The 19,510-nt window shown below is 71.4% G+C and carries 19 protein-coding genes, 1 tRNA gene and 1 pseudogene; 16 read left to right on the forward strand and 5 right to left on the reverse strand.

All coding sequences use genetic code 11. From position 1 onward, the window contains the following. The first annotated feature begins 56 nt into the window (after positions 1-56). The 6 genes from SCNRRL3882_RS05140 (at position 57) to SCNRRL3882_RS05165 (ending at position 6,676) form a co-directional block, all read left to right on the forward strand. A complete protein-coding gene (locus tag SCNRRL3882_RS05140) occupies positions 57-1,421 on the forward strand; it encodes a lipopolysaccharide biosynthesis protein (RefSeq protein ID WP_010044760.1) in 1,365 nt (454 codons plus the stop codon). After that, positions 1,418-2,572 carry a glycosyltransferase gene (locus SCNRRL3882_RS05145; RefSeq protein ID WP_010044757.1) on the forward strand — a complete coding sequence of 385 codons (1,155 nt, stop codon included), beginning with the start codon at positions 1,418-1,420 and terminating at the stop codon, positions 2,570-2,572. Before SCNRRL3882_RS05140 ends, SCNRRL3882_RS05145 begins: the two co-directional genes overlap by 4 nt. Next, complete coding sequence (locus tag SCNRRL3882_RS05150; protein WP_010044755.1) at positions 2,539-3,651, forward strand: GNAT family N-acetyltransferase; 1,113 nt, start codon at positions 2,539-2,541, stop codon at positions 3,649-3,651. Before SCNRRL3882_RS05145 ends, SCNRRL3882_RS05150 begins: the two co-directional genes overlap by 34 nt. Positions 3,652-3,674: 23 nt before the next feature. Continuing rightward, complete coding sequence (locus tag SCNRRL3882_RS05155; protein WP_010044753.1) at positions 3,675-4,493, forward strand: polysaccharide deacetylase family protein; 819 nt, start codon at positions 3,675-3,677, stop codon at positions 4,491-4,493. 68 nt (positions 4,494-4,561) lie between these two features. Next, entirely contained in the window at positions 4,562-5,878 is a 1,317-nt protein-coding gene (locus SCNRRL3882_RS05160; protein ID WP_010044752.1) for a GH39 family glycosyl hydrolase, read from the forward strand. A gap of 57 nt (positions 5,879-5,935) precedes the next feature. Continuing rightward, positions 5,936-6,676: a TetR/AcrR family transcriptional regulator gene (locus tag SCNRRL3882_RS05165; protein ID WP_010044750.1), complete on the forward strand. Its 741-nt coding sequence runs from the start codon at positions 5,936-5,938 to the stop codon at positions 6,674-6,676. Here SCNRRL3882_RS05165 and SCNRRL3882_RS05170 read toward each other — a convergent pair. Together SCNRRL3882_RS05170 and SCNRRL3882_RS05175 are read right to left on the reverse strand one after the other, a co-directional pair. Continuing rightward, positions 6,630-7,466 carry a DUF427 domain-containing protein gene (locus SCNRRL3882_RS05170; RefSeq protein WP_010044748.1) on the reverse strand — a complete coding sequence of 279 codons (837 nt, stop codon included), beginning with the start codon at positions 7,464-7,466 and terminating at the stop codon, positions 6,630-6,632. The genes SCNRRL3882_RS05165 and SCNRRL3882_RS05170 overlap by 47 nt on opposite strands. Before the next feature lie 56 nt (positions 7,467-7,522). Beyond that, positions 7,523-8,506 carry an aldo/keto reductase gene (locus tag SCNRRL3882_RS05175; protein ID WP_010044744.1) on the reverse strand — a complete coding sequence of 328 codons (984 nt, stop codon included), beginning with the start codon at positions 8,504-8,506 and terminating at the stop codon, positions 7,523-7,525. Between the two features lie 278 nt (positions 8,507-8,784). Here SCNRRL3882_RS05175 and SCNRRL3882_RS42565 point away from each other — a divergent pair. Beyond that, positions 8,785-9,333: pseudogene (locus SCNRRL3882_RS42565) on the forward strand (ferritin-like domain-containing protein); the annotation flags it as partial. A 381-nt stretch (positions 9,334-9,714) separates the two neighbouring features. Here the strand turns inward: SCNRRL3882_RS42565 and SCNRRL3882_RS05185 are convergent. Next, positions 9,715-9,788: transfer RNA gene (locus tag SCNRRL3882_RS05185), tRNA-Pro, on the reverse strand. Positions 9,789-9,962: 174 nt separating this feature from the next. Here SCNRRL3882_RS05185 and SCNRRL3882_RS05190 point away from each other — a divergent pair. The 4 genes from SCNRRL3882_RS05190 (at position 9,963) to SCNRRL3882_RS05205 (ending at position 14,697) form a co-directional block, all read left to right on the forward strand. Then, positions 9,963-10,502 (forward strand): DUF309 domain-containing protein, encoded by a 540-nt coding sequence (locus SCNRRL3882_RS05190; protein ID WP_010044739.1) that lies wholly within the window; start codon positions 9,963-9,965, stop codon positions 10,500-10,502. 235 nt (positions 10,503-10,737) lie between these two features. Next, positions 10,738-11,511, forward strand: coding sequence for a precorrin-6A synthase (deacetylating) (cobF, locus tag SCNRRL3882_RS05195; RefSeq protein ID WP_010044737.1), 774 nt, complete (start codon positions 10,738-10,740; stop codon positions 11,509-11,511). An 81-nt stretch (positions 11,512-11,592) separates the two neighbouring features. Further along, on the forward strand, positions 11,593-13,671 hold the full coding sequence (locus SCNRRL3882_RS05200; RefSeq protein WP_010044735.1) for an MDR family MFS transporter: 2,079 nt from the start codon (positions 11,593-11,595) through the stop codon (positions 13,669-13,671). 225 nt (positions 13,672-13,896) lie between these two features. Continuing rightward, on the forward strand, positions 13,897-14,697 hold the full coding sequence (locus SCNRRL3882_RS05205; RefSeq protein ID WP_010044734.1) for an HAD-IIA family hydrolase: 801 nt from the start codon (positions 13,897-13,899) through the stop codon (positions 14,695-14,697). Here SCNRRL3882_RS05205 and SCNRRL3882_RS05210 read toward each other — a convergent pair. Further along, positions 14,683-15,456 carry a sulfite exporter TauE/SafE family protein gene (locus tag SCNRRL3882_RS05210; RefSeq protein WP_010044733.1) on the reverse strand — a complete coding sequence of 258 codons (774 nt, stop codon included), beginning with the start codon at positions 15,454-15,456 and terminating at the stop codon, positions 14,683-14,685. The two genes, SCNRRL3882_RS05205 and SCNRRL3882_RS05210, sit on opposite strands and share 15 nt — an antisense overlap. Before the next feature lie 73 nt (positions 15,457-15,529). On the opposite strand from SCNRRL3882_RS05210, the gene SCNRRL3882_RS05215 reads away from it, so the two are divergent. Beyond that, positions 15,530-16,270, forward strand: coding sequence for a DUF6193 family natural product biosynthesis protein (locus tag SCNRRL3882_RS05215; RefSeq protein ID WP_029181518.1), 741 nt, complete (start codon positions 15,530-15,532; stop codon positions 16,268-16,270). 90 nt (positions 16,271-16,360) lie between these two features. On the opposite strand, the gene SCNRRL3882_RS05220 is transcribed toward SCNRRL3882_RS05215, so the two are convergent. Then, positions 16,361-17,548: a thiolase family protein gene (locus SCNRRL3882_RS05220; RefSeq protein ID WP_010044732.1), complete on the reverse strand. Its 1,188-nt coding sequence runs from the start codon at positions 17,546-17,548 to the stop codon at positions 16,361-16,363. A gap of 182 nt (positions 17,549-17,730) precedes the next feature. On the opposite strand from SCNRRL3882_RS05220, the gene SCNRRL3882_RS05225 reads away from it, so the two are divergent. Genes SCNRRL3882_RS05225 through SCNRRL3882_RS05240 form a run of 4 tightly spaced genes read left to right on the forward strand, consistent with a single transcriptional unit; the run spans position 17,731 to position 19,495 of the window. Continuing rightward, positions 17,731-17,988, forward strand: coding sequence for a WhiB family transcriptional regulator (locus SCNRRL3882_RS05225; protein WP_029181517.1), 258 nt, complete (start codon positions 17,731-17,733; stop codon positions 17,986-17,988). Further along, the gene (locus SCNRRL3882_RS05230) at positions 17,985-18,467 is read left to right on the forward strand and encodes a Dps family protein (RefSeq protein WP_010044729.1); all 483 of its coding nucleotides are present in this window, start codon (positions 17,985-17,987) and stop codon (positions 18,465-18,467) included. The genes SCNRRL3882_RS05225 and SCNRRL3882_RS05230 overlap by 4 nt, the downstream gene beginning before the upstream one ends. 33 nt (positions 18,468-18,500) lie before the next feature. Further along, the gene (locus SCNRRL3882_RS05235; protein WP_010044727.1) at positions 18,501-18,845 is read left to right on the forward strand and encodes a DUF3140 domain-containing protein; all 345 of its coding nucleotides are present in this window, start codon (positions 18,501-18,503) and stop codon (positions 18,843-18,845) included. A gap of 2 nt (positions 18,846-18,847) precedes the next feature. After that, a complete protein-coding gene (locus SCNRRL3882_RS05240) occupies positions 18,848-19,495 on the forward strand; it encodes an endonuclease (RefSeq protein ID WP_010044725.1) in 648 nt (215 codons plus the stop codon). The last annotated feature ends 15 nt before the right edge of the window (positions 19,496-19,510 follow it).

Consider the following 19,510-nt stretch of genomic DNA (forward strand, 5'->3'; position numbering starts at 1 on the left):
GTGGCATATCATGTATCTATACGGCGTAAACGTACGGGGTGGTCCGAGGAGAAGCCGTGCACGCACCACGAACCCTGCCGTCGGCCGAGACGGCGGAAACGGCTGCCGCACCTTCCCCCCGCACCACCGGACGCCCCTTCACCGCACCGATACGCGAAAAGCTCGCCGTCGCCCTGCCCCACGAGCCGCTGCTGCGCAACGGCCACCTCCTCGCCATGAGTTCCCTCGTCAACGCGGCGCTGGGAGCCGTGTTCTGGGTGCTCGCCACCCACTGGTACGACGAGCGGACGGTCGGCCTCAATTACGCGACCATCTCCGCGGCCACGCTGCTGTCCACCGTCGGTCAGCTCAACCTCTCGGACTTCCTGGTCCGGTTCGTGCCGGCCGCCGGCCGGCACACGCGCAAGCTGGTCCTCGCCTGCTACGCCGCCGGCATCGCGTGCAGCGCGCTGGCCGCGGTCGGCTTCCTCCTGCTGGTGCCCCGGATCGCCCCCGGCCTGGACTTCCTCCTGACCCCGGTCACCGGCGCCTTCTTCGTCGCCTACACGGCGGGGTACGCCATCTTCGCCCTTCAGGACGGCGCACTGACCGGGGTCCGGCACCCTGGCTGGGTGGTGGCGGAGAACGTGATCTTCGCCGTGGTGAAGATCCTCCTGCTGGCCGTGGGCGCCGCTCTGACGCTCTTCACCGGCATCCTGATCTCATGGGCCGGTGCTCTTGTGGTGGCCGTCCTGGTGGCCAACGTGTTCCTGCTGCGGCGCGCCGTGCCCCGCCACGAGCGACAGGCCCCGCAGACGGAGCGCCCGCCCCGGATGGTCGGGTACGCGACCGCCGACTATGCCGGTTCGCTGTTCAGGATGGCCGCGTACAGCCTGGTGCCCCTGCTGGTACTGAACGCCCTCGGGCCGGCCCACAACGCTTATTTCTCGCTGGCCTGGATCATCGGCTACATCCCCTATCTGCTGGCGACCAACATGGGGAGCTCGCTGATCGTGGAGGCGGCGCACGCTCCCGGCCGGCTGGCGCAGCACACGTTCCGGGTGCTGCGCCACTCGGCCGTGTTCCTGGCCCTCGGCGCGGTCGCGATCGTCGTCGCCGCCCCGTACGTTCTCTCCTTCTTCGGTCCGGGGTATGCGGATCAGGGCACCACGCTGCTCCGGCTGCTGGCGCTGTCGGCACTGCCGAACCTCCTGGTGAGCGTGGCCGTCGACGTGGCGCGGATGCGTCGGCGCCTGCGCATGGTCGTGGGGCTGCAACTGGTGCTGTGCGCCCTGGTGCTGGGCCTCTCCCACGTCTTGCTGCCCGTGCTCGGTCTGACCGGAGCGGGTGTCGCCTGGCTCGTGGCGCAGTGCCTGGTGGCTCTTTACCTCTTGATCTGGCGGTCGCACTGGCTGCCCAGGAGTTCGGAGAATCCGTCATGAACGTGCACACCAGGTCGCTCAGCAGTGATCCGTTCCGGCCCCGGACCAGCGGCGACCTCGGGACCCGGACGGAGTTCTCCGTGGTGGTCTGCGTGTACACCGAGGAGCGTTGGGAGGACATCCTCGACGCCGTGGAGTCGGTACGGGCGCAGTCCCTGCCCGCCCAGGAGATCCTCTTGGTGGTCGACCACAATCCGGCGCTGCTGGAGCGGTTGTGCCATGAGTACGGGGACCGTGCGCAGGAGGGGACCCCGACTCCCGCGGTGCGGGTCCTCGCCAACGCGGGCCCCCGCGGCCTGTCGGCCGGCCGCAACACCGGGATCGCCGCGTGCCGGGGCACGGTCGTCGCCTTCCTGGACGACGACGCGGTGGCGGAAGCGGACTGGCTGCGGCACATGGCGTCGGCGTACACCGACCCGAAGGTGATCGCGGTGGGCGGCCGCACGGTCCCGGCGTGGGCCTCCGGGCGCCGCCCCGCCTGGTTCCCCGCCGAGTTCGACTGGGTCGTCGGCTGCGCCTACCGGGGGCTGCCGGAAACGGTGGCACCCGTCCGCAACGTGCTCGGGGGAAACGCCTCCTTCCGCCGGACAGCCTTCGAGGCGGCGGGTGGCTTCGCCCTGAGCATCGGCCGCAACGGGGACAAACGCCCCCTGGGCTGCGAGGAGACCGAGTTCTGCATCCGACTCGCCCGTGTCAGGCCGGACGCGGTGCTTCTCTTCGACAGCCGAGCGGTCATCCATCACAAGGTGCCCACCTGCCGGGAACGCTTCGCGTACTTCCGCCGCCGCACCTATGCCGAGGGACTGTCCAAGGCTCAGGTCACCCGGCACGTGGGCGTGACCAAGGGGCTGGAGTCCGAACTCCGCTACATCACAAGGGTGTTGCCCGCGGGGGTCGCGCACGGGCTGCGCGACGCTGTGCGGGGGGACTGGGGAGGTGCCGGGCGCGCAGGGGCGATCGTGGCCGGGGTGATCATCACGGCCACGGGCTACGTGGTGGGGTCCTTCCGGGCCCGCGGAAGCGCCTTGCTTCTCCGTGTCGGGGAGTTGCCGTCCCCTGCCGGTCGGCCCGGGACACCGACGGCTCCGCCGAATCCCTCGCGGCGAGGAAATGAATCATGGACATCGATGTCTGCCGAGCCCAGGAACTGACCGCGGCCGACCGGACCGCGTGGACGACGCTGCAGTCGAAGGCACCTCTGCACGGGATGCCACAGATGGCGAACCCTTTCCTCGCACCCGAGTTCGCCCTCGCGGTCGGCCAGTGTCGCAGTGGGGTGCGGATCGCCGTGCTGCGGGACGGGCCGGGCGGCGAACCGGCGGCGTTCTTCCCGTACCAGCGCACCCCGGCAGGGGTGGGCCGCGCGATCGGCCTGGGCCTGTCCGACTGCCAGGGCCTCGTGCACGAAGCCGGTTTCCGGTGGGACGCCCAGGCGTTGCTCGCGGCGTGCGGACTCGCCGTCTGGGAGTTCGACCATCTCGCGGAGGGGCAGCAGCCGTTCGAGCGGTTCGCCACGGCCAGCTTTCCCTCCCCCGTGATCGACGTGGCAGACGGCTGGGAGGCCTGCGTCGCCAGGATGCGGGAGCGGTCGCCGAAGGGCACCCGCGTCAGGCTCGCCAAGGAACGCAGATTGGGCAGGGCCGCCGGCGAGATCAGCTATGTCCACGATGAACGCGACCCCGCGATGCTGCGCACGCTGATGGCGTGGAAATCCGCGCAGTACCGCAGAACCGGCCGGAGTGACCGGTTCGCGCACCCCTGGATCACCCGGCTCGTGGAGCAGTTGTTCCACACCCGGACGGACTCCTTCAACGGTCAGCTGTCCGTGCTGTACGCGGGCGGCCGGCCGGTCGCCGCGCACTTCGGGCTCCGGACGGACCATGTCCTCTCCTGCTGGTTCCCGGCGTACGATCCCGCGTTCGCCAAGTACTCCCCCGGTGTCGTGCTGCACATGCGGATGGCGCAGGGGGCGGCTGACGGCAGCGTCTCCTATCTCGATCTGGGGCGCGGCCGAGGCGAGTACAAGGACTCGCTGAAGACGCGTGAGATGTCCGTGAGCGAGGGGTGGGTGACCCGCCGGCACCCGGTCGCCGTCGCCCATCGGGCGCTCCGCGCTCCGGTACGGGCTCTGCGCAATTCCGTCGTGTCGCGACCGGAGCTGTACGGATCGGCGGACCGGCTGCTCAAGCGGGTGGGACGACTGCGCACAGCCGTGAGACCGAATCCGTGACCCTCCGTCGTCAGAGGTGCCCCATGAACGACTCCGTGCCCATCCTGATGTACCACGCGATCGCGCACACCCCGGCGTCGTCGACCCGCGCCCTGTCCGTCTCGCCGGACACGTTCGCCGCCCAGATGCGCCTGCTGGACGACAACGGCTTCACCCCGCTGACAACGGCACGGCTCGCGGCCGCCTGGCGCGGCGGACCGCCGCTGCCGGCCCGGCCGGTGCTGATCACTTTCGACGACGGCTATCAGGGGGTGCACCGGCACGCCCTGCCCGTCCTGCGTGAACTCGGCTTCCCCGCGACGCTGTTCGTGGCCACGGGATGGCTCCGCGGCCCGCAGGAGATCGCCGGAGCCGCCCTGGACACCATGCTCGACTGGGACGAGGTGCGCGAACTGGCTGCTGCGGGCGCCGAGATCGGCGCCCACAGCCACAGTCACCCCCAGCTGGACCAGCTTCCCGACGACGCGTTGCGGTACGAGCTGGAACACTGCAAGGAGATCATCACCGAGCAGCTCGGCTCCCCTCCGGCCTCCTTCGCCTACCCGTACGGTTACTCGGACCGACGAGTGCGGCGGATGGTACGCACGGTCGGCTTCACCCAGGCCGTCGCGGTACGCAACGCCCTGGCCGGTCCGCGGCAGGCCCCGTTCTCCCTGCGGCGCGTCACGGTGCGGCGCAGCACCGGGCCCGAGGAGTTCACGCGGCTGGTGGAAGGTCGAGCCGTTGCCAGAACCTTCGCGCTGGACCGGACCCTGACGACGGGCTACGCGATGGTCCGCGGATCTCGTCGCCTGCTTCGGAAAGCGGCGTGGGCGCGTGCCAGGCACGTGCAGGGCGCGTGAAATCTCGCATACCAGACATGTGCGTACATATTATGCTCCCAATGAAGCATTCGGCACGTGATCGAGGCATGCGACGACGGCCGTTCTCCGCGCTGCTCGCAGTGGCTGCCGTCACGCTCGCCCTCGCCTGCGGTGCCGCACGGCCTGAGGGCGTCCGTCCGCCGCAGTCCTCGCTCGGTTGGGGCTTCACCCACACCGAGTACAGTGCCGACGTGGGCGACCGGGCCGCCCTGCGCACCGCGCGGCAGGCCCTCTCCGCCCAGCCGCTCCCGCAGAACCAGCACATCATGGGCTGGGGCGCCGGCAATCCCGAACCGTCTCCGGGGCGGTACGAATTCGCCTCGCTGGACCGCCGCATCGACCTCATCAGAAGAACCGGCGGTACCCCCGTCATCACCCTGTGCTGCGCTCCGGACTGGATGAAGGGCGGCACACCGGGCCACACGGACTGGTCCCGCCGGTCCCTGGAGACCGCCCCGCGCCCCGAGCACTACGACGATTTCGCCGCGCTCGCGGCCACCGTCGCCGAACGGTACCCGGACGTACGGCACTTCATCGTCTGGAACGAGTTCAAGGGCTTCTTCGACGAGACGAAGAAGCGCTGGAACTACGAGGGCTACACCGATCTCTACAACCGGGTGCGCCAGGCTCTGAAAGAGGTGAACAAGGACAACCTGGTCGGCGGGCCGTACCTGAACATGGACAGTTTCGCGCTCGGCCGCACCACGCACGAGTCCGCCCTGAAGGGCCCCTGGGGCAGTGTCGACCAGCGCGTCCTCGACGCCTTCGACTACTGGAACGAGCACAAGACCGGGGCCGACTTCGTCGTCGTCGACGGTTCCAGCTACACCCACGACGACGAGACACCGCCCGACCGCTTCCGCGCCGTCGACAAGTTCACCGCCGTCGACCGGTGGGTGCGGGAGCGCACCTCCGTGCCTCTGTGGTGGGCCGAGTACTACGTCGAGCCCGGGGCCGACACCGGGCGCGCCCGGTGGGGCGGGCAGCTCCGCCTGGCCGTGCAGGCCTCCGGCATGATCGCCATGGCCAGGGGCGGCGCCACCACCGGGTTCTACTGGAACCCGCAGAACCGGGCCGGCCGGTGCGCCGGATGCCTGTGGCGCAGCACGGAGCTCACCGACGGTACGGGCGGCCAGGCCCGGCCGATGTTGGACCTGTTGCGGCGTTTCGACGCGGAGTTCCCGCCGGGGACGGTGTACCGGGCGGTCGACGTGGCGTCCGGCGCAGCCCGTGACGTGCGGGTGCTCGCCGACGACGAGGCCGTTCTCGTCGTCAACACCCGGGACCGGCCCCTTCGGGTGACGATCGACGACCGGACCGTGGACATGGACGCCCATCAGGTGCTTTGGCTGCGGAAAGGGTGAGAGTCTGGTCCAGACTTCGGCCGCTTTGTCGGCCCGTGAAGTACCGGGAGGCGACGCATGACGAATGAGGAGCGGTACGCCCCCGCCCGACGCGCCAGTGACCGTGGTCGTCTCGGCCGGCTGAGCCGGGAACGTGTGCTGAGCACCGCCTTGGAGCTGGTGGACCGCGAAGGGCTCTCGGCGCTGAGCATGCGCCGTCTGGGGGCCGAGCTCGGGGTTGAGGCCATGGCGCTCTACCGGTACGCGGCGAGCAAGGACGCCCTGCTCGACGGGCTGGTCGAGGCCCTCTACCTGGAGCTGGAGGAGCGGCTGGCCGCCGACGCCGGCGAGGACACCGACTGGCGAGCCGGACTGCACCGGATTGCCCGTACGACCTACGACGTGTGTCTCTCACACCCCCAGGCCGTGCCGCTGCTCGCCACCCGGCTGCTGGCGGTCCCGCTGGCCCGGCGGCCGGCCGCGGTCCTGCGGGATCACGAGCGGGCGCTCGCGCTGCTGCGAGGCGCCGGCTTCGACGAGGCCACCGCCTCCGCCGTGTTCCGCGCCTTCACCGCCTGGCTGCTCGGCTATGTCACTGTCGAGCTGCGCCCCGTGGTGGACAACCCGGACGAGACCGATCCCGCCTTCCGGCTCGGGCTGCACCGCCTGTCCGCCAAGGAGCTGCCGACGCTGCGGGGGACGGCGGCGGCGCTCGCGCAGCGGGGCGGCCCCGAGGGCCTCGCGGCCGGGCTGGACGCCCTGCTCGACAGCTTCACGGGCGGTTCCGGGTGCGGCTCGCCTTCCGCAGCATCCCGCTGAACGGCGTCTTAGGGCGGTCCAGGCGCTCGCCGTCCAGGGTGATGTCCACGACCTCGTTGTAGAAGGCGACGCGCCCCCGGATCGTCGCCACGGCGGGCAGCGGGTCGGGGTAGCTCCAGACGACGTCGGGCGGCACATCGCCCTCACCGCGCCAGGACCAGTATTCGGCGGTGCCCTTGTAAGGGCATCCGGTGCTGTGGTCCGTGGCCTGGAACAGGTCCAGGCGGACGTCCTCGCGGGGGAAGTAGTAGCGGGTGGGCAGGGAGGTCTCGAAGAGCAGGACGGGAGCGTGGGTGTCCGCGACGACCTGGCCGTCGATCTCGACCTGGACGTGGCGGCTGCTGGGCAGCGCGTCCACGCGTTTGTGCGGGTCACGGGGGTGGATGAAGATCTCTTCCTCCTCCTCGTACCAGTGGTCGAGGCCCGTGTCGGCGCGCAGGAACCACTCGAAGGCGATGTGTCCGGCCAGGTCGTCGGCGGGGAACGTCCAGGCCGCGTTCGCGCGCACCTCGCCGTCGGCGTCGAGGTCGTAGAAGATCCGGGAGCCGGTGTGCTTGCCGGTGGGCGGGTTCTGCGCCGGGCGGAGGAGGTCGGTGCGGACGTCGTCGTGCGGGAAGGCGTACTGCGGCACGGGCAGGTGGGGTTCCCAGACGAGGACCGGGTGGCGGCTGTCGACGACGGTGATGTCGCCCTTGCGGCCGCGCACCCAGCGCTCGCTGGGCTCCCACATGAGGCCTTCGGGGGTGGTCCTGATCGACCGGGCGGCGGGGTGGGCCGGGTGGGTGGTCATGGCCGGTGCTCCTTCCGGAGGTCCGGATGTCCGGTTCCCTCCACGGTCCCACGAGCTCAGTGCGCCGCGTCCAGCCTGGCCCGCTGCTCGGCTGTCAGTTCCAGGTCCACCGCGGCGAGGTTCTCCTCCAGCTGGGCCACCGAGGAGACCCCGGCCAGCGGGACGATCGGCAGCTCGCCCCCGATCTGCCAGGCCAGCACGACCTGGTTGACGGTCGCCCCGGTCTCCCGGGCCACCTCCCGCAGCACCGCCAGCCTGGCCGGGGTGCCGGGGTGGTCGAAGTCCGCGGGCAGCCGGTCCGGGTGGGTGTACGCGCCCTTCAGCAAGGGCGAGTAGGCGACCAGGGTCAGGGCGGGCTCTGCCCTCAGGTAGCCGAGCAGGTCGGGGCCGGCGTGGCCGAGGCTGCCGTCCGGGAAGAGCGCCTCGGGTACGTCGGTGCGGGGGCGCAGGTGGCTGTGGGCGTACTGGAGCACCTCGTAGCCGGGCAGTCCGGCCGCGGCGGCGAGGGCGCGGGCCCGCTCGACCCGCCAGGTCGCGTGGTTGCTGACGCCGAGCAGTCCCACGGTGCCCTCGGCGACCAGTTCGGCGAAGCCCTCGACGGTCTCCTGGAGGGGTACCTCGTGATCCTCGATGTGGGCGTACAGCAGGTCCAGCTTCGCCACGCCGAGCCGCTCACGACTCCGCTCGGCGGACTCCCGGATCACCTTCGCCGACAGGCCTTCGGCGTTGTCGACGTAGCTCGTGCCGGGGGCCAGGGGGCGGGCGCCGAGCTTGGTCGCGATGACGATCTCGTCGCCGACGCCGCGGCTGCGCCGCCAGCGGCCGAGGAGTTCCTCGCTCTGACCGCCCTGACCGCCGTCGGCCCAGAAGGCGTAGTTGTCGGACGTGTCGATGAAGTTCCCACCGGCTTCGACGTAGCGGTCGAGGACGGCGAAGGACGTCTTCTCGTCCGTCACCGAGCCGAACAGCATCGCACCGAGGGCGAGCACGCTCACCTCGCGGCGGGTGCGCGGGTCCGTTCCGATCGTGCGGTAGCGCATGGCTGCTCCCTCCCTTGCCGCCCCGGATCTCGGGGCACGGAGGGGAGTCTTCAGCTTGGAGCGCACTTGAGGTCAAGGGCGTACGGCGCAGAAGGAGGCCGCACAACGAAAAGGGCCCCGCTGGCATCGGCCTGCGGGACTGGGCGCATCGTGGCAGAGCAGGCAGACCGGTTCGAGGCATCTGCCGGTGCCCAGCACGGTTGTCGTGGCTGCCCTCGTGACCATCCCCCTGCCCGAGCTCATCGGCTGGCCCCCGTCCGCGTCCTCGCCCGCCGTATCTGTGCGGCATGTGGTCGATCGACACGTCGACCGGGGACGGCCCCGTTTGCCGCACGCTGCGCGAGATCGTCTTCGACGAGATGTCGCACTTCGGTCTGGCGTGCAACCTGCTCACCACACTCGGCGGGACCCCCGTGCTCGACGACGCGTCGGTGCTGCCGACGTACCCCGGGCATCTGCCGGGAGGCGTGCGTCCCGAACTCGAGGTTTTCCTCAGCGGGCTGACGACGGACGCGGCGGAGATGTACTCCCTCATCGAGCAGCCGGAGCAGCCGCTCGCGAGGGTCGCGGCGCCGCACCCGTCGATCGGGGCCTTCTACACCGCGCTCCTGGAGGCGTTCCGTGCGCACCCGGAGCGGATCACCGGCGCCCGGCAGCTGACCCTGAACTTCGGCCACGGCGCGGGGAACCCCGTCGTGGCCCTCGACACGCTCGCCGCCGTGGAGAAGGCCATCGGCGTGATCGAGGAACAGGGCGAGGGCACGTCCGCTTCGCCCGAGAACCCGCACCCTGGGGCGGCGGGAGAGCTGGCCCACTACTACGCCTTCCGGGAGATCTTCCGCAAGCGCAGGCTCAGGAGGAACCCCGACACCGGAGAGTTCGAGTTCAAGGGAGCGGAGATCCCGATGCCGGACGCCCTGCCGATGGCGGTCGTTCCCGCTGGCGGCTGGCCCCGGACGGGACCTTCCGCACCGGACGCCGGGACGACACAGCTCCTCGACGAGTTCAACCAGGCATACAGCAAGCTGCTGCGTCTGCTGCAGGCTGCGTGGCGGCAGGACGACGAGGGCGAGGCGGAGGGGCTGCTGTTCGAGGCGATCGCACAGATGTCCGCCTTGCAGGACCCCGCACAACAGCTGTCCCCGAAAATGATCAAGGGCCGGATTCGGATGCCTCCGAAACCGGCCCTGACCTGCAACTGTTTCCAGTCGGGACGACAGGATTTGAACCTGCGACCCCTTGACCCCCAGTCAAGTGCGCTACCAAGCTGCGCCACGTCCCGGTGCGCGCCCACCGCGGTGAACCGCGTGATCGCGCGAACAGCACTTTACCCCACGCCCCGGGCCGCACCGAAAATCGGCCCGGGGCGCGGGACAATCGCCGTATGGGCAGCACAGACAGCAGGGGAAGCTCGGAGAACACAGGAAGCACGGGAACCGCGGGAGCCCCGGGGCATATGGGAAGCACGAGGAGCACCTCCGCGGGCGGCCCGGCCGGCGCCCGGGACCGCGACAGCGAGGGCCGGGCGCGCAACGCCCGGCCGCGGGACGGCCTCGGCCGGCCCCTGCCGTACGACGCGCCCGGTGTGCCCCGGCAGCCCGAGGGCGTCGTCCGCACCCCGCAGGAGACCGTCACCGAGGCGCAGCGGCTGCTGGACGAGGGGAAACCGTTCCACGCGCACGAGGTCTTCGAGGACGCCTGGAAGTCGGGCCCGGACGTGGAGCGGGAACTGTGGCGCGGCCTCGCCCAGCTCGCAGTCGGCCTGACACACACCGCCCGCGGCAACCTCACGGGCGGGGCGCGCCTGCTGCGGCGCGGCGCGGGCGCGGCCGAGGAGTGGGCATCCGCCTCCGGCGAGGCGACGCCGCACGGAATCGACATCGGCAGCGTCGCCGCCTGGGCAAGGGAGCTGGCCGAGGAGGTGGAACGGGAGGGCAGCCCGGTGGACGCGGGGGCTCGGGCGCCCCGCTTGCGGGGTACGGACGCGGGGCGCTGAGGCTGGGGCCACAGGCTGGTGCCGTGATCTGGGGCGCCCGGCCCGGCCACCCGGTGCGGCACGGGCACGGGCACACGGCCAGGAGCGAGCACGGACGCGGCGCACCACCCGCGGCCAGCGGCCGCAGAGACGCAGCTCCGGCCCACAACACCGAGCAGGGGCGAGGGGCGCGCCGGGCGCGCGCTGGAGTGGGGCGCGTCGGGGGTTGGCAGTGGGGTGGGGGAGACTCGTCGGCGTGCGGAAGATTCATGTCATCGGTATCGGCGCGGGCGACCCCGAGCAGCTCACCCTCCAGGCGGTCCGGGCGCTGCGGAGTACGGACGTGTTCTTCGTCCTGGACAAGGGCGAGGTGAAGGCCGACCTCACCCGGCTGCGGCGGGAGATGCTGGACGCACACATACCGGACGGGACGTCGTACCGGGTCGTCGAGGCCCGTGACCCGGAGCGGGACCGGGCCGCCGGCGGCGCGGCCTACTCCCCCGCCGTCGGGGACTGGCGCAGCGCCCGCGCCGGAATCTACGAGCGGCTGATCGGCGAGGAACTCGGCGCGGAGGAGACCGGCGCGTTCCTGGTGTGGGGCGACCCCGCGCTGTACGACAGCACGCTGGGGATCCTGGAGGAGGTGCTGGAGCGGGGCGCGGTGGCCTTCGAGTACGACGTCGTGCCGGGCATATCCAGCGTCTCGGCGCTCGCCGCCCGGCACCGGACGGGGCTCAACCGGGTCGCCCGGCCCGTGCAGATCACCACCGGCCGGCGACTCGCGGAGGGCTTCCCGGAGGGCGTGGACGACGTGGTGGTGATGCTCGACGCCCACCAGGCCTTCCGGCGGTACGCGCAGGACGACGTCGACATCTTCTGGGGCGCCTACATCGGCACCCCGGACGAGATCCTCGTCTCCGGCCCGATCGCCGAGGCCGCCCCCCGCATCGAGCGGCTGCGTGCCGAGGCCCGTGAGCGCAAGGGCTGGATCATGGACACGTATCTGCTGCGCCGGCACCCCCGCGACTGACACGACTGGCGCGCACATCACCGGGCACCCGTGCGGACGTTCTGGCATGCGCACGTAGCCCACAGGTGTGAAGGTGACGTCGTGACCGTCGTGGAGGAAACCGCACTGCCCGCCTCCCAGCCCCCGGTGCTGGACACCCGTCGCCGCAACGTCGTCTTCGTGACGATCATGCTGGGGATGCTGCTCGCGGCCCTCGACCAGACCATCGTCGGCACCGCTCTGCCGACCATCGTCTCGGACCTGGGCGGGGCGGACCACATGTCGTGGGTGGTCACCTCGTACCTGCTCGCGGAGACCGTCGCGACCGTGCTGGTCGGCAAGTTCGGCGACCTGTTCGGCCGCAAGGTGGTCTTCCAGGTCTCGGCGATCGTGTTCATCACGGGCTCGTTCCTGTGCGGTCTGGCCACCAACATGTCGCTGCTGATCGCCTGGCGGGCGATGCAGGGCATCGGCGCGGGCGGGCTGATGGTCACCTCGATGGCGCTGATCGCCGACGTCATCCCGCTGCGCGAGCGCGGCAAGTACCAGGGCGCGATCGGCGCGGTGTTCGGTGTGTCCACGGTCATCGGGCCGCTGCTCGGCGGGCTGTTCACCGACCACCTGACGTGGCGGTGGGCGTTCTACGTCAACGTCCCCATCGCGATCGTCGTCGTCGCGGCCGCCGCCCGCACCATCCCGGTCGTGAAGGCGGTCTCCCGGCCGGTCATCGACTATCTGGGCATCGCGCTCGTCGCGGTCGGCGCCAGCGCCCTGATCCTGGCGACGAGTTGGGGCGGCAACGAGTACGCGTGGGGCTCGGGCGTGATCATCGCGCTGTTCGTGGGCGGGGTGACCGCCCTCGGCCTGTTCTGCTGGGTGGAGACCCGGGCGCGGGAACCGATGCTGCCCATGCGGCTGTTCGGCAACCCGGTGTTCACCGTCTGCTCGGTGCTGAGCTTCATCGTCGGCTTCGCGATGCTCGGCGCGCTGACGTATCTGCCCACGTACCTGCAGTACGTAGACGGTGACTCGGCCACGGTCTCCGGCGTGCGGACGCTGCCGATGGTGGCCGGGCTGCTCATCGCGTCGGTCTTCAGCGGCGGCGTCGTCAGCAGGACCGGGCGGTACCGGATCTTCCCGATCGTCGGCGCGCTGGTGATGGGCGCCGGACTGTTCCTGATGTCCCTCATGGGGCCGGACACGGGTGCGTGGCTGGAGTCCCTGTACATGTTCGTCATGGGTACCGGCATCGGCCTGTGCATGCAGGTGCTGACGATCGCGGTGCAGAACACCGTCGACTACGCCGACCTGGGCACGGCGACCTCCGGGGTGACCTTCTTCCGTACGCTGGGCAGTTCGTTCGGCACGGCCGTCTTCGGCACGATCTACACCAACGCGCTGGCGCCCAACCTCCGCGAGGGGGTGACGCTGGCGGCGCGGACCGGGGGCGTGGAACCGGGCGTGGTCGCCAGGGCGGCGACCAGCCCGGACGGCGTGCACCAACTGCCGCCGGCCACGGCCGCCCCGATCATCGACGCCTACGCCGACACCCTCCAGACCGTGTTCCTGTGGACGGTGCCGGTCGCCGCGCTGGGCTTTCTCGTCGCCCTGTTCCTCAAGCAGGTCCGGCTGCGCGACACCGCGCGGACGGGGTCGACCGACATGGGCGAGGGTTTCGCCTCACCGCACGGCGCGGACTCCCAGCGGGTGCTGGAGGCCGCCCTCGGCAAGATCATCGGCAGTACGGACCTGGACACCACACGCCGGATCGTCCTGGAGTCCGACACCCGGCTCGACGTGGCGGGTGCCTGGGCGGTGATGCAGGTCGAGCTGTTCACGCGCATGGTCGGTCATGCCAGCCTCGGGCTGATCGCCGCGCGGCGCCGGATGCCGCCCGAGGTGCTGCTGCCGGTCTTCGAGCGGATGGTCGACGAGGGGTTCCTGACCCGCGACGGCTCCCTCCTCTCCCACACGGAGGCCGGCGCCCGCGAGGCCGCGGTCATCAGCAGGGCCTGGGCCCGCTGGCTGGAGGACCGGCTGGGGCAGGACATCGGCCGCCCGTCGGACAGCGACCTGCGGATCGCGGTCGACGCGATCGCGAAGCGGCTGCTGGTGGAGGACCTGAGCCACGGGCTGCCGAGCGGGCCGGCGAAGGCACCGGCGACAAGCGGGGCGCGGTGAGCAGAGCGGAGCCGGGCGACATGAGCGGGGCCGGTGACATGGGCGGGTTTCCCGTGAGCGGTTTAAGCCAGGCGACACGAGCCACACCCGGCAACACCAGCAGGCCCGACGACCGAGACGCACCCGGCAACACGAGCGGGCCCAGGTGAGTGGAGCATGGCCGGGTCGGCGCTCCGGGACGGTTGCGGAGGGGCGCGTCCGGGTTCCGGTGGATATCGTCCCGTCATGGAGTCCGTGCGTGCCGTGCTCGTCGACATCGACGGAGTGCTGACCGTCTCGTGGCGGCCCTTGCCGGGGGCCGTGGAGGCGCTGCGGGAGATCCGGGAAGCCGGGCTCGCCGTGCTGCTGGTCACGAACACGACGTCCCGGACGCGGGCGTCGATCGCCGGGACGCTCGCCGACGCGGGGTTCCCGGTGTCCGCCGAGGACATCCTGACCGCGCCCGCCGCCACCGCCGCCTATCTCACCGAGCACTGTCCGGGCGCCCGGTGTGCCCTGCTGAACAGCGGCGACATCGCGGAGGACCTGAACGGTGTCACCGTCGTCGACCCGGCGGACTCCGGCACCGTGCCGGACGTGGTGCTGATCGGCGGGGCCGGTCCGGAGTTCGGCTACACGGCGCTGGACCGGGCCTTCGGGCATCTCCAGCGCGGGGCCCGGCTGGTGGCGATGCACCGCAACCTGTACTGGCGTACGGCCGAGGGGCTGCGGCTGGACTCGGGGGCGTTCCTGGCCGGGCTGGAGCAGGCCGCCCGGATGGAGGCCGAGATCACCGGGAAACCGGCCCGGGCGTTCTTCGAGGCGGCGCTCGCCCGGCTGGGCGCCGGTGCGGGCGAGGCCGTGATGGTCGGGGACGACGTCGAGTCCGACGTGCTCGCGGCGCAGCGGGCCGGGGTCACCGGGGTTCTCGTCCGGACCGGCAAGTTCCAGCCGGAGGACCTCCGCGCCGCCGGTGGACCGCCCGACCACGTGATCGACTCCTTCGCGGACCTTCCGGCGCTGCTGCGGGGTTCAGCGCAGCAGTAGTTGCAGGCCGCCGACGACCGTCGCCGCGATGACCAGCTGTTCGAACAGCCGCTGGTTGATCTTGTTGACCGCCCACTTGCCGAAGAACGCGCCGGGCACGACGAACACCACGAGCGCCAGGTCGAGGAGCAGGGAGCGGCCGTCGATCAGACCGAGACCGGCGCTGAAGGGCAGCTTGGAGACGTTGACGATCAGGAAGAAGAAGGCCGACGTGCCGAGGAAGCCGAGCTTGCGGAAGCCCGCGGACAGCAGGTACATCGACATCACCGGGCCGCCGGCGTTGGCGACCATGGTGGTGAAGCCGCCGAGGACGCCGTAGGAGCGGGCCTTCACCCGGCCCGCCCGGCTGGTGACCGACTCCGGCTCCTGTTCCGCCTCCGCCACCCGCCTGCGCCAGACCGTCACCGCGGCCATCAGCAGCAGGATCGCGCCGATCGAGGTCCGTACGATCGCGTCGTCCGCCCACATGAGGAACACCGTGCCGACGACGACGCCCGCGGCGACTGCCGGGAACAGCCGCCACAGCGTGGGCCAGTGGGCGTGCCGCCGGTAGGTCGCGACGGCGAGCAGGTCACCGGCGATCAGAACCGGCAGCAGCACGCCGGTGGAGGCGCGGGCGGGCAGCACCGCGGCGAAGATGGCGAGGCTGACCGTGTTGGCCCCGCTCACGGCGGTCTTCGAGAAACCGACGAGCAGGGCCGCGAAGGCGAGTGCGGCGAACTCCCAGCCGGTGATGTGCCAGAGCGTCATCGTGTTCATGCGAGCACTGATGCTATGTGCAACGAACCGGGGCTCGCAGGGCCGTCTCGCCCGTCGGGCACAATCAGCGGCCGTGACCACACCTCCTGATCCCGCCGTGCTGTACCCCGATGTCGCAGCCCGCGGCAGCCTCGCGGCAGCGCTCCGGGCCGAAGCGGAAGGCTGCCTCGACGCCGTCGCCGTCACGTCTGCGGGTTCGGCTCCGCTGCTCCACGCGACGGTCGCCGGCGTCCTGCCCCACCGCGAGCCGCTGCGGATCAGCGCATGGCTGCACGAACGGCGCTGGTCGGTCCGGGGCGAGGAACGGTTCCAGGGCCTGCCTCTCGTCGACGGCAGGACGGACGACCTGGCAGAGGTCGCCAGGGCGGCCCGGGCGTGGCACGACGGGGCGGCCCTGGAGGACATCCGCCGGTCGGCACCTTTCGTGCACCTGACCGGCCGGTTCGATGTACCCGACGACGATCCCGCGCTCCTGACGGAATCCGAGTGGCAGGGCGTGCGCCAGGAGGCGAGCGAACTGGAGTACGCCTGGCAGAAGGCGTACCAGGCGCTGATCGAGGCGGCGTACGCCGAGCCGGCGCTGCGCGCGCTGTACCCGTTCACGAGCCACTGGGCGCTGCGCTTCTCGACCACGACACGGCCGCGTCTGACCGTCGTCGGGCCGTGCCTGACCGCGGGCAGCGACGGCATGTACGGAGTGGGCAGGGGCTTCGTCACTCCCGACCTCGGCCTGTTCGGGACAGCGCGGGAGGCCGTGGCGCTGGCCGTGCGCCGGCTGCCGACCGGCCTCGGCCCGACCGCTCTCGGCGGATGACTCCGCCCGGCGACCGGCCTGCTCGGCAGCCCGGCAACCGACCACTGACACCCGCTGAACGGTGCCGGCTGAGCGGCTCGGCCAGGGCGGCTACGCCCGCTCCACCAGCAGCGCGCTCCCCTGCCCCACCCCGACACACATCGTCGCCAGGCCCCGAGCCGCCCCGGTTCGCCGCATCCGGTGGAGCAGCGTCGTCAGGATGCGGGCGCCCGAGCAGCCCAGCGGGTGGCCGAGGGCGATGGCTCCGCCGCTCGGGTTGACCAGGTCGGGGTCGATGCCGAGCTGGTCCACGCAGGCCAGGGCCTGGGCCGCGAAGGCCTCGTTGAACTCGGCCTCGTCCAGGTCGCCGATGTCCCAGCCGGCTCGGGTCAGTGCCTTGCGGGTGGCGGGGACCGGGCCGATGCCCATGACGTCGGGGTGGACACCCGCGGAGGCTCCGGCGACGTAACGGCCCAGGGACTCCAGGCCCAGCTCGTGCAGGGCGTCCTCGCTGACCAGGAGGAGACCCGCGGCGCCGTCGTTCATCGGGGAGGCGTTGCCCGCGGTGACCGTGCCGCCGTCCCGGAAGACCGGCTTCAGCCGGGACAGCTTCTCGTACGAGGTGTCCTCGCGGACGCACTCGTCGGTGTCGACGACGACCCCGTCAGGGCGTTCCACGGGCAGGAGTTCGTCGTCGAAGTGGCCGTTCTTGCGGGCGAGGGCGGCGCGTTGGTGACTGCGCAGGGCGAAGTCGTCCTGGCGTTCCCGGGGGATGCCGTACCGCGCGGCGACCTCCTCCGCCGTCTCACCCATGGAGAGCAGGCCGTGCAGGTCCCGCATCGCGGGGTTGACCAGGCGCCAGCCGAGGCGGGTGTCGGCGGTCTCGATGCGGTGCGGCAGGGCCTCGTCGGGGCGGGGCAGGACGAAGGGGGCGCGGCTCATCGACTCGGAACCGCCCGCGATCACGATGTCGGCCTCGCCGGCGGCGATGGTGCGGGCCGCCGTGGTCACCGCCTCCAGGCCGGACGCGCAGAGGCGGTTGACGGTGGCGCCGGGCACGGACTCGGGGAGGCCGGCGAGCAGCGCGGCCATGCGGGCGACGTTGCGGTTGTCCTCGCCGGCCTGGTTGGCGGCACCCCAGTAGACGTCGTCGATCCGGGCCGGGTCGAGTGCGGGCGCGTCGCCGACCAGGGCGCGGACGACGGTCGCGGCGAGGTCGTCGGGCCGTACCGGGGAAAGGGATCCCCGCAGCTTGCCGATGGGGGTGCGGCGGGCGGCCGCGAAGTGGACGGGACGCACGAGAGGACTCCTCACACCACTTAATTAGCACCGCTAGTTTCGAACTATAGACCCTTGGTCCGCACCCTGTGAAGATTCCGGGGGCAGAAGCGCCCCTCAGGGGCGTTATCGCAGGCCAAACAACCGGTCTGTGTGCTTCCGCATCGGGTTTGCCCCCGGGGCGCCGGGGCACCCGCGCGTTCATGGAGTGGTTGCGGAGTGCCGCCTGTGTGGACGAGGACCCCGAGTTGTTCTTCCCCGTGGGCACGGCAGGTCCGGCCCTGCGGGACGTCGACGCCGCGAAGCGGATCTGTGGGCGCTGCCCGGTGACCGACCAGTGCTTGAGCTTCGCGCTGAGCAGCGGCCAGGCCGCGGGCGTGTGGGGCGGAACCTGTGAGGAGGAGCGCGACGCACTGCTCCGGACCACGAGGAACGACGCGAGAAGGAGAAGCGCCCTATGACGGCTGTGCGGAGCACACTGCCCGACGAGGCCCGCCGGGTCTCCTGCGAGGCACTCCAGGACACCCTGGTGGATCTGCTCGGACTCTCGCTGATCGGGAAGCAGGCGCACTGGAACATCGTCGGACCGCGGTTCCGGTCGATCCACCTCCAGCTCGACGAGGTGGTCTCGGCCGCGCGGAACTTCGCCGACACGGTGGCGGAGCGGTCCGCGGCTCTCGGCGTCCCGCCGGACGGCCGGCCCGAGACCATCGCCAAGGCCTTCACCCTGCCCGCCCCCAAGGAGGGCTGGGTGCGCGACTCGGACGCCGTGCAGGTGATGGTGGAGTCCCTCCAGGACGCCATCGGCCGGCTGCGCGAGCGCATCGACGCGACCGAGAAGGCCGACCTGGTCACCCAGGACCTGCTGATCAGCATCACCGCCGAGCTGGAGAAGCAGCGGTGGATGTTCGACGCCGAGAACTTCCCCCGCGAGAGCTGACCAGCGCGCACGTACGTACGGAAGGGGCATGTGATGACCGACGCCCTTGAACTCGACGCGCTGTGGGAGGACTTCCACCGCGTGGTGAACATGACCTCGCAGGAGCTCGCGGCCTGGTTGCGGATGCGGGACGCCGACGAGGACGCGGAGCCGCTGCCCGACCAGGCGGGTACGCAGACCGGGCAGCACGTCCTGGCGATCCTCCAGAAACGGCGCACCGACCTGACCGAGGACGACCTGCGGGTGATGCGGAAGGTCGTGGACACGGTGACTTCGCAGGTGGACGTGGAGAACGAGCCGGAGCCCGAGGTGACGGCCGAGGACACGCGCCGCCGGCGTCGGCTGATGACGGTCGGCCACGATCCCCTCAAGGGGTAGTCGTGGACCGGCAGGAGCGCGTCGTGCGCGAACTTCTCGACGCGCATGGCCGGACGTACGCGGACGAGGCGGGCATCCGGCTGAAGGACACCCCGCAGCCGCTGTACCGGCTGCTGGTGCTGGCCCATCTGCTGAGCGCCCGCATCCGCGGCTCGATCGCGCTGGCCACCGCCCGTGCCCTGCACGAGGCGGGGCTGCGCGACCCGCGTCGCATGGCGCAGGCCGACTGGCAGGAGCGGGTGGACGCGCTCGGCCGGGGCGGCTACCGGCGCTACGACGAGCGTACCGCCACCCAACTCGGCGATGCGGCCCAGCTGTTGAACGAACGATGGGGCGGGGATCTGCGACGGCTGCGCCGCGAGGCGGACGGCGAGGTCTCCGAACTGCGCCACCTGCTCCAGGAGTTCCCCGGGATGGGCCCGGCCGGTGCCGACATCTTCCTGCGCGAGGTACAGGGTGTGTGGCCGGAGGCCGCCCCGTACCTCGACGCCAAGGCCCTCCAGGGTGCCGAGCGGCTGAAGCTGCCGAAGGACCCTGACCGTCTCACCGAACTGGCCGGGCGGACCGATCCGGCCGTCCTCGCCGCGGCGTTGGTCCGGGCGGCGGTGGACAAGGACGTCGCCGAGGACACGCTGCGGCGGGCCGCCTGACCCCTGCGGGCCGCC

Source organism: Streptomyces chartreusis NRRL 3882, from assembly GCF_900236475.1.
Lineage (GTDB): Bacteria > Actinomycetota > Actinomycetes > Streptomycetales > Streptomycetaceae > Streptomyces > Streptomyces chartreusis_D.